Source organism: Sporomusa acidovorans, assembly GCF_900101845.1.
GTDB lineage: Bacteria > Bacillota > Negativicutes > Sporomusales > Sporomusaceae > Sporomusa > Sporomusa acidovorans.
Genome location: NZ_FNAM01000020.1, coordinates 71,637 through 85,778 on the forward strand (window position 1 = coordinate 71,637; position 14,142 = coordinate 85,778).

At 47.7% G+C, this 14,142-nt stretch carries 12 protein-coding genes; all 12 read right to left on the reverse strand.

The window, feature by feature from the left end; genetic code table 11:
• Nucleotides 1-3: 3 nt before the first annotated feature.
• A complete protein-coding gene (gene fdhF, locus BLR65_RS14785; RefSeq protein WP_483880993.1) occupies nucleotides 4-2,163 on the reverse strand; it encodes a formate dehydrogenase subunit alpha in 2,160 nt (719 codons plus the stop codon).
• 439 nt (nucleotides 2,164-2,602) lie between these two features.
• A complete protein-coding gene (locus tag BLR65_RS14790; RefSeq protein ID WP_093794963.1) occupies nucleotides 2,603-3,817 on the reverse strand; it encodes a molybdopterin molybdotransferase MoeA in 1,215 nt (404 codons plus the stop codon).
• Between the two features lie 14 nt (nucleotides 3,818-3,831).
• Entirely contained in the window at nucleotides 3,832-4,857 is a 1,026-nt protein-coding gene (locus BLR65_RS14795) for a molybdopterin-binding protein (RefSeq protein WP_245692807.1), read from the reverse strand.
• 33 nt (nucleotides 4,858-4,890) lie between these two features.
• Nucleotides 4,891-5,694, reverse strand: coding sequence for a formate dehydrogenase accessory sulfurtransferase FdhD (fdhD, locus tag BLR65_RS14800; protein WP_093794964.1), 804 nt, complete (start codon nucleotides 5,692-5,694; stop codon nucleotides 4,891-4,893).
• Nucleotides 5,695-5,698: 4 nt separating this feature from the next.
• Complete coding sequence (locus BLR65_RS14805) at nucleotides 5,699-6,628, reverse strand: aminotransferase class IV (protein ID WP_245692808.1); 930 nt, start codon at nucleotides 6,626-6,628, stop codon at nucleotides 5,699-5,701.
• Nucleotides 6,570-7,976 (reverse strand): aminodeoxychorismate synthase component I, encoded by a 1,407-nt coding sequence (gene pabB, locus BLR65_RS14810; RefSeq protein ID WP_093794966.1) that lies wholly within the window; start codon nucleotides 7,974-7,976, stop codon nucleotides 6,570-6,572. Before pabB ends, BLR65_RS14805 begins: the two co-directional genes overlap by 59 nt.
• The gene (gene pabA, locus BLR65_RS14815) at nucleotides 7,976-8,578 is read right to left on the reverse strand and encodes an aminodeoxychorismate/anthranilate synthase component II (protein WP_093794967.1); all 603 of its coding nucleotides are present in this window, start codon (nucleotides 8,576-8,578) and stop codon (nucleotides 7,976-7,978) included. Before pabA ends, pabB begins: the two co-directional genes overlap by 1 nt.
• A gap of 115 nt (nucleotides 8,579-8,693) precedes the next feature.
• Nucleotides 8,694-10,439, reverse strand: coding sequence for an NADH-dependent [FeFe] hydrogenase, group A6 (locus BLR65_RS14820; protein ID WP_093794968.1), 1,746 nt, complete (start codon nucleotides 10,437-10,439; stop codon nucleotides 8,694-8,696).
• Between the two features lie 2 nt (nucleotides 10,440-10,441).
• Complete coding sequence (locus tag BLR65_RS14825) at nucleotides 10,442-11,743, reverse strand: complex I 51 kDa subunit family protein (RefSeq protein WP_093794969.1); 1,302 nt, start codon at nucleotides 11,741-11,743, stop codon at nucleotides 10,442-10,444.
• A complete protein-coding gene (locus BLR65_RS14830) occupies nucleotides 11,731-12,255 on the reverse strand; it encodes an NADH-quinone oxidoreductase subunit NuoE family protein (protein ID WP_093794970.1) in 525 nt (174 codons plus the stop codon). Before BLR65_RS14830 ends, BLR65_RS14825 begins: the two co-directional genes overlap by 13 nt.
• Nucleotides 12,256-12,504: 249 nt before the next feature.
• Nucleotides 12,505-13,458 carry a methylenetetrahydrofolate reductase gene (locus tag BLR65_RS14835; RefSeq protein ID WP_093794971.1) on the reverse strand — a complete coding sequence of 318 codons (954 nt, stop codon included), beginning with the start codon at nucleotides 13,456-13,458 and terminating at the stop codon, nucleotides 12,505-12,507.
• The gene (locus tag BLR65_RS14840; protein WP_093794972.1) at nucleotides 13,455-14,132 is read right to left on the reverse strand and encodes a methylenetetrahydrofolate reductase C-terminal domain-containing protein; all 678 of its coding nucleotides are present in this window, start codon (nucleotides 14,130-14,132) and stop codon (nucleotides 13,455-13,457) included. Before BLR65_RS14840 ends, BLR65_RS14835 begins: the two co-directional genes overlap by 4 nt.
• Between the last annotated feature and the right edge of the window lie 10 nt (nucleotides 14,133-14,142).

Genomic DNA, 14,142 nt, shown 5'->3' on the forward strand with positions numbered 1-14,142 from the left:
GTTTTACTCCGCAACAACAGCACCCAATTTACGTTTAAGGTCGTTATAGGCGGCAGTAAGCTCCTCTTCGGCCTTTTTCTGATCTTGGATAGCTTCCACTTTGACTGCACAATACTTATATTCAGGAGTTTTGGAGATGGGATCGACAACATGAATGGTCAGTTCATTGCACGCTCCTATCCACCACTGATACGTCATATATACAACACCGGCGCGTACCCGGTCTGTCACCAAGGCTCTGGTAACAACCGAGCCACGGCGGGACGTCACACGTACCAGTTCTTCTTCCTCAATACCAAGTTTTTCGGCATCGTCAGGATGAATTTGGAGATAGCCCGGCTCATCGGCTAGCTTGGCGAGTCCCCAGCAGTTGCCGGTCATCGTGCGCGCGGAATAATGTCCAACTTCGCGCACGGTGGATAGAACCAGCGGATATTCCGCATCAGGCTTCTCAACCGGCGGTCGCCATTCAGTGGCAAAGAAATTGCCTTTCTTGCTAGGAGTTTGGAATACATTGCCTTTGAACAAATAAGGTGTGCCTGTATCCTCTGCTGTTCGGCACGGCCACTGGATACTGCTCAACCGTTCAAGTTTTTCATAGGTTGCCCCGGCAAAGCTGGGAGTCAAACTAATCATTTCATTCCAAATTTCCTCGGTATTTTTATAGTTCATTTCATATCCGAGACGTTTTGCTAATTCGCCAATAATTACCCAGTCGTCCTTAACGTCGCCTTTAGCTTCTACCGCTTTACGGAAGCGCTGGAACCGGCGGTCCGCACCGCTAAATACTCCGCCATGTTCCCCCCAGGCGGTCGCCGGTAGAATGACATCGGCATGCAAAGCCGTTTTGTTCATGAAAATGTCCTGCAGGACGACTAACTCTAACTCGTCCAAGGCCTTTCTCACGCCGGCGGCATCCGGGTCGCTCTGGACAGGATCTTCGCCAATAATATAAAAAGCTTTTAACTTTCCTTCTTCCACACAGTGGGGAACATCAGTGAGTGCATACCCCACTTTATCCGGTAAACTCTTCACACCCCAGGCCTTGGCAAATTTTTCGCGATTTGCCGGATCGGTAACCGACTGGTAACCGGGGAACACATTCGGCAGTGCTCCCATATCACAGGCACCCTGCACGTTGTTTTGTCCGCGCACAGGCCCAATGCCTGAACTGGGTTTGGCAATTTGTCCGGTTAACAGGCACAAACTGCCCAATCCTTTAACCACGTCAACGGCTTGGTTGTACTGGCATACACCCATACCATAGAGGATAAATGATCTTGCCGATTTGGCGTAAATTTCCACGGCTTGTTCCACAAGTTTGGGATCAAGGCCTGTAATCTGCTGTGCATACTCTGGCGTATATTTAGCCACAGTTTTTCTGTATTCTGCAAAGCCTGCCGTATACTTTTCTATATATTCTTTATTTTCCCAGCCTTTTGCCAGAATTACATTAGCAAAACTATTAACCGCCGCCATGTTGGAACCATTCTTTATCGGCAGCCAGATATCGGCAATTCTGGCGGATTCCGTTTTCCGGGGATCGATAACAATAATCTTGGCCCCTTTTTCTTTGGCTTTTACAATCCGCCGGGCCACCAGCGGGTGAGCGTCTGCTCCGTTATAGCCAAAAATAAACAAACAAGTGGCATCTTCAATTTCCGGAATGGAATTTGTCATCGCTCCGCTACCAAATGATGCAGCCAGACCGGCTACAGAGGGAGCGTGTCAAACACGGGCGCAATGGTCGACATTATTGGTGCCGATCACCGCGCGCATAAATTTTTGCATCAGATAATTAGGTTCGTTACCCATCCCCCGGGCCGATCCGGAACCCATAATTGCATCAGGCCCATATTTCTCTTTAATCGCCTTTAGTTTAGCAGCTACAAAATCCAGTGCTTCATCCCAGCTAACTTCCTGAAATTCATCACTCCGATTGTACCTGAGCAACGGCTTGGTCAGACGTTTGCTCGCAATTTTAGTGTCGTTTAGAAAATCCCAGCCATAGTGACCCTTCAAGCAGAGTTCACCTTCATTAATGTGTCCGTTTGCTGGCTCAGCACCGACTACTGTGTCGTTTTCCACCAGTAAATACATCTGGCAGCCAGCGCCGCAATACGGACATACTGTCAGAACTTTTTCCAAAGTTCTCCCCCCCAACTAGAATTTTTAGCACTTGAGTAGGCTTTTCCTGCAATTCAGTCTAAAATTATTGCTTTTGGGATCGAAATATTAATCTTTTGGTTTTATTCCATCTTTTTGAAAAAACTCCTGCACGATTTTGAAAAAATTTTCACAAAGTTTTTTCTAGTCACACTATTATTTACCAAATTGCTGCCCGTGTCCGCTTGGTTACTGATAATCCAACATAATAATCGTCGATCCAAAAAGCTTTCCCCAATGATTGTTTTCTGCGAAAAACTGCTTTCCGGAAAGAATATGACAAGCTTACTAAAAGAGAAAAACGACTGTCTATCTCAGCCGTTTTTATTAAGCAACAGAATGTATAACTTCATTCTGTAGACATAAGTATAGTCTTGGTTAACGTTTTCGTCAATGGATCAGTGTAGCCAGTTTTCTGGTATGACAAATTTTCTATTTAAGCATCCGCTAGTAAAATTACTTCTACCTCGGTTCCTGCCGATAATGGCGGCGAATTTTCGGGAACAACGATTAATGCATTCGCTCTAATAGCCGCTTTCAGCATGCCGTTGCCTTGCCTATGTAATGGCTCCACTAAAATATTGGCATCTGTTTGCCAGCACCGCGCCCAGACAAAACGCTTGGCACCCGTCTTTTTCATAAAAGGTGAAGCCAATACAGCCCGGATCTGCGGCCGCCACCAAACCTTACGGCCTCCCATTTTCATTAACGCCGGCCGAACTAATTGTTCAAATGAAATTGCGGCCGCTGCGGGGTTGCCTGATAGGCCAATATACAGCTTGCCAGCCCGGATTCCCGCCAGCACAGGCATTCCCGGCTTCATGCTGACCCGGTCAAACAGCAGCGTAATCCCCATCTTTTTATACACTTCACCAATAAGATCGTAATCGCCTACCGAGGCACCGCCGGTGGTTATAAAGACATCACAATCGGCAGCCGTTTCTAAAAAGCGCGAAATTTCGTCAATATTGTCCGCGACATTACCTAAAAGTACTGCCTGAGCGCCGGCTTCCGCTACCTGGGCGCTCAGCATGTAGCTGTTGGAATTGCGAATTTTTCCCGGTACCAATGGACAATCAATGCCTAGAATCTCACTGCCGGTAGCTATCAGGGCCACACGTGGCTTACGAAAAACGTAAGGCCGGCTCTTGCCGAGAGCAGCCAACATTCCCATTACCCCGGTATTTATGATAGTTCCCTGGGCAACGACCTCTTCACCTTGAGAAATTTCTTCCCCCTGCAGGCATATATTTTTTTCTGCGCCGCCGCCGCTTAGAATACTTACACGCTCTTCCTGACTGACCGTATCCTCCAAACGAATAACGCCTGTAGCTCCGGGGGGCAGCGGAGCCCCCGTCATAATGCGGCAAGCCGTCCCGGTACTAATCGGCTTACTGGGATTTTCGCCTGCCGGTACGTAGTCAATCTGGCGAAGAGTTACCGGATTTGCGGGAGTTGCGCCAGCCACCTCCTCGGCAATTATGGCATAGCCATCAAGTGGTGACCGATCAAACGGTGGAAAATCCATGTCGGCAATTACCGTCTCAGCCAGGATCCGCCGCCAGCAGTCCTGCAATACCACTTGTTCCTTAGGCATTACTGACACTAAATCAAGTAAAATTTTTTGCGCGGTCTCTAGTTGAACTGACATGAGAGCATTCCTCCTTACTTTCCAAACGGACAATGAGGATATACGCATTCCTCACAGCCTTTGCATAAACCGCCATATCCCATCTCAGCAAAATCCTGCTTTGTCAATCTTTCGCCGGCCAATATTCGAGGAAATACCAAGTCCAATACGGTTATTTTTGAAAACATGCCGCATGCCGGCAGCCCAAGTATGGCGATTTTATCCAAATAAGCCAGCATAAACATGGCACCTGGCAATACCGGTGTCCCATAGGTTATCACTTCGGCACCGGTTGCCCTGATCGCATCCGGCGTTACGTCATCAGGGTCAACCGACATGCCACCGGTAACAATAATGATCTCTACGCCGTCATGAACATAATCCATAATGGCCTGCGAAATTTTCTCCGCATTGTCAGGTTGAAAGGTAATACCGCTAAAGACCGCTTGATAGGTTGCTATTTTTTCTTGCAGCACCGGCCCGAATCTGTCCTGGATACGCCCATAAAAGACCTCGTTGCCGGTCGTAATGATTCCTGTTTTCAAAGATTGTAAGGGTTTTACGGCAACAATATCCTGATACTCACCGGCTATTTTTTCCGCAGCTTCAACCAGTTGACGGTCGACAATCAAAGGTATCGCCTTCACCCCGGCCAGCGGTTCATCTTTTTTTACCAGCAGATTGCTGTGTAAGGTCGATAACACAATATAGTTAACCGAATTTATTTTCGTTACCGCTTCGCGATTGACTTTCAGAAGGCCGGCCTGTTTGGCAACAATCTGTACTTTACCCTCTGACGGCTCTTTAAAAAACGTATTGGTGCCGCCTACTGCCGCAGCCAGCCGCTCAGCCGCCTCATTCTCATGGAGCTGGCCTTCCCCCAATTCAAAAAGATAAATATGTTCCTTGCCAATATTCAGCAGATGGGGAATATCCTCTTTTTGAATAATATGTCCTTTTTTAAAAGCCGGTCCTTTATACTCACCGGGAACAATTTTGGTCATATCGTGTCCTAGTACCATACCAACCGCATCCTGTATCCGTACTTTTTTTAGCGCCACTTGCTACATCCTCCTTATTGCCTTGCCGGTTGTTCAGCTTTCGAGTCCTAAAACCCGTTCCGGATGACTATATACGTTTAAACGCTTCCCCCGCGCAAAGCCAACAACTGTCACACCAAGCTCTTCAGCCATATCAAGAGCCAAGGTTGTGGGAGCTGAACGGGCAATAATAACCGATATGTTCATTTTGCTTACTTTTAGCAATATCTCCGAAGATACCCGTCCGGAAAAAACCAGTATCTTATCCTGCGTACTAACTCCTTCCAGCAAACACCGGCCATACAGTTTGTCGAATACGTTGTGCCGCCCAATATCCTGGCTCCAATAAATCAATTCGCCATGTGCCGCCAATGCACCTCCATGCACACCGCCAGTAAGGCGAAATGTTGCCGATGCGGCCTCCAATAATTCAGAATAGTGCATAGCCTCAGCCGGAGTAAGTGTAATCTTGGTATCTACCGTCTTAGCGGTCAAAATATCATTGACAAAATAAAAGGCACTGCGCCCCTTACCGCAGCAGGCTGTTAAATAGCGTTTTAAAAACATTTTTTCCGCGGCAATTTCTCCGGAAACGGTTGTAACATGAATAACGCCCGTTACCGTATCAATAGTAAGCGTCTTAATGTCGTCTACTTTTTGAATAATACCCTCTGTCGCCAGAAACCCTACAACCAGATAATTTTCCTCGCCGGCGGCAGCCAACATCGTTACCAGCTCTTTGCCGTTCAAATAAATGGTAAGTGGAATTTCGTCAATAACCGGCTCCTCTGTCGTTACAATCTCTTGCCCGTGAATTTTTATAACAGGATAGTTAGTCGTTCCTTTGAGGGCATCCATGGTTTCACTCCTTTGCGGTAAGTTCACGGTAGAGTTGTATTAGCTTAACCGTAAAATATCCTCGACCCGCCGTCTGCGATTTGCCGACAGGACAACCGTCAAGCATTTTTACCGGAATCACTTCCATGATGGAACTTGTCAAAAAGATTTCGTCGGCGTCTGCCAGTTCTTCCGGCCTGACTTGCCGTTCCTCCACAATAATTCCCGCCGCCTTGGCCAACTCGATAATCGTACTACGCGTAATACCGGGCAGTATCCCGCTATAGATATCGGGAGTAATCAGTCTGCCCTCACTAGCCATAAACAAATTACTCATCGAACCTTCGGCCACAAATCCGTCGGTATTCAGCATAAGTGCCTCCTCAGCTCCTTTTGCTTTAGCCTCCTGTTTCGCCAGGATGTTATCCAGATAGTTGGCAGATTTTATTTTTACCAGCGGCGAAGATAAATTACGCCGGAACGCAACCGTAGTTACACTCCAGCCAGCCGGCGGCAGCGGCGGCGGCAGCGGCGATGCAAACACAGCAATTGCCGGTTGACCGCAGCTTCCCGGATCAGGTCTGGGAGTTCCCTGCCCTCTTGAGCAAGTAAGACGCACCGAAGCATTAGTTAACTGATTATCGTTTAATACACTGGTTATCGCGTCGCTGAGTTCGGCATACGGTGGAAGCTTGGGCCAGCCCAGGAAATCTGCGGCCGCTTTCAAACGGTTTATATGTTCTTTAAACTTAAATACTCTGCCATGATAAGCCCGCATAGTTTCAAACAAACCATGACCGTAGAGAAAGCCGTGATCAACAGGAGTCAAAACGGCTTCGGCGGCAGAGACAAGCCGGCCATTAAAATAAATAATCATTTTACCACAGCCCTTTGCTTTATACCTGATACCCCAACGCCCGCATAAGCGCCCTGGCTTTATCCAGGCTTTCCTCATACTCAAGCTCAGGTACGGAATCAGCGATAATACCGCCGCCTACTTGATAGTAAGCGCGGTCCCCCTTAATGACAAATGTTCTGATAACAATATTTAAATCCGCATCACCGTTAAAATCGATATAGCCGATCGACCCGGTATAAATGCCGCGGCGTACCTGCTCAAGCTCATCAATAATCTCCATGGCCCGTACTTTGGGCGCACCGGTGATTGACCCACCCGGAAAAGAGGCTGTAATTAAGTCTATTACATCTTTTCCTGGAGATAGTTTTCCGACCACGGTTGACACAAGATGGAAAACTGTCGCATATTCTTCCAGCCGGATTAAATCCGGCACACGCACACTGCCAAATTCACATACCCGTCCCAAATCATTGCGCTCAAGATCAATAATCATCACTAATTCAGCCCGGTCTTTCTCACTGGCAGCTAACTCCTCCCGCAATAGCCGGTCGGATTCAGGATCTTGCCCCCGCGGCCTTGTACCCTTAATTGGCCTTGTCTCAACCATTCTGTCTGTTACCAGCATATAGCGTTCCGGTGAGGCACTGGCGACGATCACTTCGCCAAAATTCAAATACGAGGCAAACGGCGCGGGATTAATATGACGCAAATAGCGATAGAGTTCAAAAGGTGGAACAGTTACTTTAGCATTAAATCGTTGGGTTAGGTTAACCTGAAAAATATCACCGGCGGCAATATAGTCAATACCCTTTTGCACCATGTCACAATGACCTTTGCGGGTAAAGTTTGATTGATAATCCCCTGCGGGAATTTGCGGTTCAGGTTCCGGCAGCGGCTTAGCCTGAGCCAGCAAAGCCACTAATTCGTTAATGCGGTTCTCGGCCCGCGCCCGCCGGCATAGTTCGTCCCGTTCAGGAAAACCGTTGGCGGCAATCAAAGTTTTATTGGTATGATGGTCAAAAATAAGCACTGTATCATAAAAACCTAACATACAATCAGGATTATTTAAATCATCGATACTTAAGTCCGGAATATTTTCCAGCAGATACCCCATATCATAACCAAAATAGCCAATAACCCCGCCTGTCAAAGGCGGCAAACCAGGAACTTTTTCCGTTTTATAGATTGCGAGCAGCCGCTTCAATTCGGCGAAAGGATTGCCTGCAAAGTTGCGGCACCCGCCTTTTTCCTCAATATGGATGGCCTGTCCTTTACTTGAGAACACCAAAAACGGGTCACGGGCAATAAACGAATAGCGTCCCACGCCGTTACTATCTTTGCCGCTGTCCAAAAATACACTGTAAGGCTGCTGGGCAAACAAGGCAAAAACTTCAGCAGGCGATACTGTCACTGCGATTTCACGAATCATCGGTATCGGGTTCATCACCGGCAAACCCCTTTCGTTTGGCATGTCCAATTAGGATTTAATGCGAGAAAGTTTTGGAGCATGGCGTGTCCGTCCTGAGTCAATATTGATTCCGGGTGAAATTGGACACCCTCGATCGCATATTTTTTATGACGAATCCCCATAATTTCTCCTAAATCTGTTTCAGCGGTAATTTCAAAGCAAGCAGGCAATGTTTCTTTTTTCACAATAAGTGAATGATAGCGGGTAGCGGTAAGCGGACTTTCAAGCCCTGCAAAAACGCCTTTACCATCATGATAGATTTGTGAAGTCTTGCCATGCATCAGGCGTGGCGCCCGCACAACCTCCCCGCCGAAAGCCTGTCCGATAGCCTGATGTCCAAGGCAAACGCCGAGCATTGGTATTTTCCCTTTAAAATACTGAATAAGCTTAAGGCTAATGCCGGCTTCATTTGGCGTACACGGACCGGGGGAAATAATGATATGGTCCGGCCGCATATCTTCAATTTGCGCCAGAGTAACTTTATTATTACGAAAAACCCGGATATCCTCTCCCATTTCACCAAGGTATTGAACGAGATTATATACAAAGGAATCATAGTTGTCGATCATCACGATCATGCTGCATTCCTCCCGGCACTATTGTAACATAGCCTATAATTGCTACACAAATTCTGTTTGACCAAAAAATGAGGACGGCTCCATTATAAGCCGTCCTCATTGACTTTACAAGCTCTTACTTGTTGCGGGAATGGTAATGCGTATGGAGAAGTTCATGGGATTTATGGCTGAGAGGCTTGCCCAGGAATTCGTCATACAGGGCCTGTACAGCCGGATTTTTATGAGACTGGCGGATGGCTTTGTCACTGTCGATCTGATACAGGCCGGCCATCCGGGCTTCCTTAGTCGCCGCAGTTGTTCCCCAAGGTTGACCGCCGCCGCCGATGCAGCCGCCAGGGCAGCACATGATCTCAACAAATTGATAATCACATTCGCCTGCTTTGATTTTATCCAGAATCACTCTGGCGTTCTTCAGGCCATTGGCAATCGCAACTTTTACTTTTTTGCCCTCAAGGTCAACTTCCGCTTCTTTTACGCCGGTCAGACCGCGAATATCCTTAAAGTCAACATTGGCAAGCTCTTTGCCGGTAGCAACTTCATACACGGTACGCAGGGCGGCTTCCATAACGCCGCCGGATGTCCCGAAGATGACAGCCGCGCCTGTGGAAATACCGAGCGGCGCATCAAACTCTTCCTCGGCAAGCTGATTAAAATCAAAACCTGCCTGTTTGATCATCCGTGCCAGCTCGCGGGTAGTCAAAACAACATCTACGTCACGATAACCGCTGCTGTTCATTTCCGGACGGGCACTTTCATATTTTTTGGCCGTACAGGGCATAATGGAAACCGATACTATTTTGCCGGCGTCAATTCCCGCTTTTTGCGGATAATACGTTTTCGCCAGGGCGCCAAACATTTGTTGCGGCGATTTACAGCTCGATACGTTAGGCAGCAATTCCGGATAGAATGTCTCAACAAAGTTGATCCAGCCCGGGCTGCAGGAGGTAATCAGCGGCAAAGCACCGCCACTGCTCATTCTTGCCAGCAACTCATTGCCTTCTTCCATAATGGTCACGTCAGCGGAAAAGTCCGTATCAAATACTTTATCAAAGCCCAACCGGCGAAGAGCAGCTACCATCTTGCCGGTAGAGATGCTGCCGGGAGCCATGCCAAATTCCTCACCCAGGGCAACCCGCACTGCCGGCGCTACCTGGACTATGACATGTTTGTCCGCGTTGCCAAGGGCCTGCCATACTTTTTCGGTTTCATCTTTTTCGTAGAGTGCGCCTACCGGACAGACGGCTACGCACTGGCCGCAGTATACGCAGGTCGTCTCTTGCAAGGGGCGGTTAAAGGCGGTGGAAATTTCATATTCCACTGAGCGGTGCGCGGTGTTAATCGCGCCAACTGTCTGAACTTCCTGGCACATTTCGACACAGCGGCCGCATTTTACACATTTGGCCATATCACGGACAATGACGCCGCTCGCGTCTTCAATTGGCAACTGTTTGGGTTCGTTTTTAAACAGTGGCTTGCTGATGCCAAAGTCGCGCGCCAGTTGTTGCAATTCACAGCTTGTGCTTCTTACACATTTCAGGCAGTCTTGCGGGTGCTCCGCCAGGATAAGCTCCAGAACATCTTTTCTGGCTTGGCGGACAGTCGGACTGTTAGTGATAAATTCGGCTCCGTCCCATACTTCATTGCCGCAAGCGGTTTTTAGTTTTCTCTGACCCTTAACCTCAACTACGCAGATACGGCAGGTAGCACGTACTTTCAGGTCAGGATGGTAACATAAGACAGGAATGTTTACCCCCGCCATTTTGGCGGCATCCAGGATAAGTGTGGTTTCCGGGCAGGCTACAGGAATGCCGTCAATGGTTACATTTACGATTTTATTAGGATCTGATGCATGATGACCCATCACTACTCACCTCTTTCCTGTTCAGTAAAGCAGACTTTGGCCGGACATTGCTTATGCAGGTGATCTTCAAATTCCGCCTTGAAGAGCTTCCAGCAGGTATTTAAGGCAACTGCCGCCGATTGTCCCAGACCGCAGAAGGACGCGGTCGTCATCGTCCCAATCAAGCGTTTGAGAACAACCAAATCCTCCTGGGTAGCTTCTCCATCGGAAAGTTTGCTCAGAATGGCATAGATTTGCTTGTTACCTTCCCGGCAGGGGGTGCATTTGCCGCAGGATTCATGAATGAAGAACTCGGTTACGCCTTTGAGATAGTCAATCACACAAACATCTTCGTCCATTACGACCACAGCGCCTGAGCCTACACTTAAACCGGCGCCTTTGAGGGCTTTGTAACAATAGACTGTGTCAAGCTGGGTTTCATTGCCAATCGGGCCGGACTGACCACCCAGATGGAAGAATTTCAGTTTTTTGCCGCCCGGAATACCGCCGCCTAGCTCCGGATCGTAAATGGCGTCCCTTAGCGTAATCCCAAACGGAATTTCAAATACGCCGCGATTCACAACATTACCAGACAAGCAGATCAGTTTCGTACCACCGCTATCTTGGGTACCATAACTTAAGAACTTCTCGCCACCCTCTACTACGATGGTCGGAATGCTGGCAATGGACTCGACATTATTAACCAATGTCGGCATGAGGAACAAGCCAACTTCCGCCAGATGAGGCGGCTTAATGCGCGGACGACCGGCTTTGCCTTCAATGGAGTTCAACAGAGCGGAGTTTTCGCCGCATACATAGGCACCGGCACCGGTCATAATATGAATGTTGAATTCAAAATCAGTGCCCAGAATGTTCTTGCCAAGATAGCCGGCTGTAACGGCATGATCAATGGCGCTCTGGAAAACTCTTTGAATGGCCCGGTATTCACCGCGGATATAGATATAGCCGTCATGGGAACTAAACACATAACCGGCAATAATCATGCCTTCAATTACTCTAAGCGGGTCCTGTCCCAGCAGGATTTTATCTTTGAACGTTCCCGGCTCGCCTTCGTCGGCATTAATGACAATATATTTGGGAAACTCAGGAATTTCCAGCAACTGTTCCCATTTGGAACCGGCAGGATAGGCAGCACCGCCGCGACCTAACAATTTCGCTTTTTTAACTTCCTCAATGATTTCTGCCGCTTTCATGGTGAAAGCTTTTTTAAGTCCCTGGAAGCCGCCGGCTTTTACGTATTCTTCAACAGAATCCGGACTGATTACGCCACAATTACGGGAAATCAGTTTATTTATTTTTGACATGAGGACACCCCCCGGTAACTAGTAACAATTTCAGCTACCTTGTCTGCTGTCAGGTTGCCATAAACGTCGTCGCCAATCTTGGCTACCGGCCCAATGTCGCAGGCCCCAACACAACTGGTGTGCAGTAAGGTGAAGAGGTTGTCCGGCGTCGTCTGGCCCAGCTTAATGCCTAATTCTTCTTCAAACATTTTTACAACGGCATCGGCTTTGGTTACATGGCAGGGCGTACTCTTGCAAATCTCAATTACATATTTGCCTTTTGGCTCAATATTAAACATTGCGTAGAAGGTTAGTACATCGTGGACTTTGCTTATGGGTAGTTCTAATTCACGCGCAACGACTTCAGCCCACTCTTCGGCCACATAATTTTCTCCGGAAGCACACTGAATATCCAGTAAAATTGATAACAGCTGCTCTTTTTGCTTATCATACTTATTGATTATTCCCATGACTTGCTCATACTGCTTGACAATTCGTAATGCCTGGTCCTTGGTTACTTTTGAACAACACATTCTTGTTATCTCACCCTTTCTTTTGTTGCATTATTGATAAGCCAGCACATTAAGGATAGTAACAATAATTAATAGTATATGTCAAGCGTTTACTTTGTGAAAATTTGCTCAATTTAATTTATGTTAGCGTATGGAGTGCAACAATTAATAGAACTTAGGGTCAGCCAATTCTCGAGGCTGACCCGATAGTTCTCCCTAAGCTTATCCTTCTAAATCAGTGCTTAGCCAGATGACGGGAATGTCTTATCCCTATTCAACTTTGGGACGAGGCAGGAAACCTGCACCTTTAACGATTTCAGGCAATGCAGCCTCCCAGCCAACAGGCATGATATGAATACCAGCTACTCCCGGGATTGTCTTGAGCTGGTTGCACAATTCGATTGCCACTTGGATGCCTTCTTTCTTAGGATCCTCAGTTTTCTTCATGCGCTCAATCAAGCTGTCGGGAATTTCCATACCGGCAACGTCTTTTTTCATGTACTGCAAAGCTTTTACCGAACGCACCGGCAGAATACCGGCAGTAATCTTAGTTCTTTCATGAATACCGCGGTCAACGACCATTTCCATAAAGCGGGCAAACTTCTCCACATCGAAGATTGCCTGCGTTTGAATAAAATCAGCACCTGCGTTTACTTTCTTTTCAAGCCGGATGGCCCGGAATTCAAACGGATCGCCAAACGGATTTTCTACGGCACCGATAAAGAACCGTGGCTCATCGCTCTTAATGGCAACATCGGATAAAAATTTCTTTTCATCCCGCATTTTTTTAACCATCGAAATCAGTTGCACGGAGTCAACATCATACACATTCTTACTTGTCGGATGATTGCCAAAGGATTGGTGGTCACCGCTTAAGCACAAAACATCGCGGATTCCCAGGCTGTAGGCCCCGAGCAAATCGCTCTGCATAGCAATACGGTTCCTATCCCGGCAAGTCATCTGAATAATTGGGGTCCCGCCGCCCTTCATTACATGAATGCCGGCGGCAATACTGGACAAACGCACAATGGCCGTTTGGTTATCGGTTAGATTAAAGCCATCGACGATATCTTTCAACTCACCGGCATGATACTCCAAATCATGACCGTTCGCGTGTTGGGGGGGGCCAAGCTCGCCTGTTACCACAAAGTGGCCAAGCGAGTACAGTTTTTCCAGTTTACTATCTGTTTTTAAAATTGCTTTTTTATCAACTGCTTCGCTCATAACCGCACATCCTCCCTCACAATTTTGCGAGGACCGCCGTCTCTATTCTTCGACCAGTTTTTAGCCGGTAATACCTCTGTCATCAGGTCCAGACGCCCTTGGCCTTTTAGGCGGTCATAGATAAGCTGCCATGCACACGGAGTATCCTTGCTGACTTCGCATACCCCGTTCTGCGAACCGCCGCACGGACCGTTTAACAGGCTCTTGGAACAGCGGATGATCGGACAAACGCCACCGGTTTTGGCAAGCACACACTCGCCACACAGCATGCAACGTTCTTCCCAGACACCATGTTCAATAGCGGCACCGGCAAATTTAGTATTTTGGCCTGGTACAAAGATGATCTCAGGATAATTCTCAGCCATGAACTGTACGCCAACACCGCAAGCCATGGAAACAACAACATCAACATCCTTGAGATGCTCTTTAAACCTGACCACATATTCAGGATCACATTGACGCTCATACGTAGCTGTTTCAATCTGCACAGGCTGACCGTCAACTTCCATTTTCATACGCAGGGCACTAGCCAATATATCGGTTTCTTTCTGACCGCCGGACAAACAGACAGTAACGCAACCGCCGCAACCGGCAACCAATACTTTTTTCACGCCTTTTATGGCTTTAATTGAATCAGCAATTTCTTCAATCGGCTTGATTTCTGCAACTATCATATCGCTTGAC

Bases quoted from the DNA above. Each gene is read 5' to 3' on its own strand.
- BLR65_RS14830 (WP_093794970.1), bottom strand. From the start codon at position 12,255: ATGTGTTGTTCAAAAGTAACCAAGGACCAGGCATTACGAATTGTCAAG.
- pabA (WP_093794967.1), bottom strand. From the start codon at position 8,578: ATGATCGTGATGATCGACAACTATGATTCCTTTGTATATAATCTCGTT.
- BLR65_RS14825 (WP_093794969.1), bottom strand. From the start codon at position 11,743: ATGTCAAAAATAAATAAACTGATTTCCCGTAATTGTGGCGTAATCAGT.
- BLR65_RS14790 (WP_093794963.1), bottom strand. From the start codon at position 3,817: ATGTCAGTTCAACTAGAGACCGCGCAAAAAATTTTACTTGATTTAGTG.
- fdhD (WP_093794964.1), bottom strand. From the start codon at position 5,694: ATGGATGCCCTCAAAGGAACGACTAACTATCCTGTTATAAAAATTCAC.
- BLR65_RS14805 (WP_245692808.1), bottom strand. From the start codon at position 6,628: ATGAGGAAAGCCTGGATAAAGCCAGGGCGCTTATGCGGGCGTTGGGGT.
- BLR65_RS14840 (WP_093794972.1), bottom strand. From the start codon at position 14,132: ATGATAGTTGCAGAAATCAAGCCGATTGAAGAAATTGCTGATTCAATT.
- BLR65_RS14820 (WP_093794968.1), bottom strand. From the start codon at position 10,439: ATGGGTCATCATGCATCAGATCCTAATAAAATCGTAAATGTAACCATT.
- BLR65_RS14835 (WP_093794971.1), bottom strand. From the start codon at position 13,458: ATGAGCGAAGCAGTTGATAAAAAAGCAATTTTAAAAACAGATAGTAAA.
- pabB (WP_093794966.1), bottom strand. From the start codon at position 7,976: ATGAACCCGATACCGATGATTCGTGAAATCGCAGTGACAGTATCGCCT.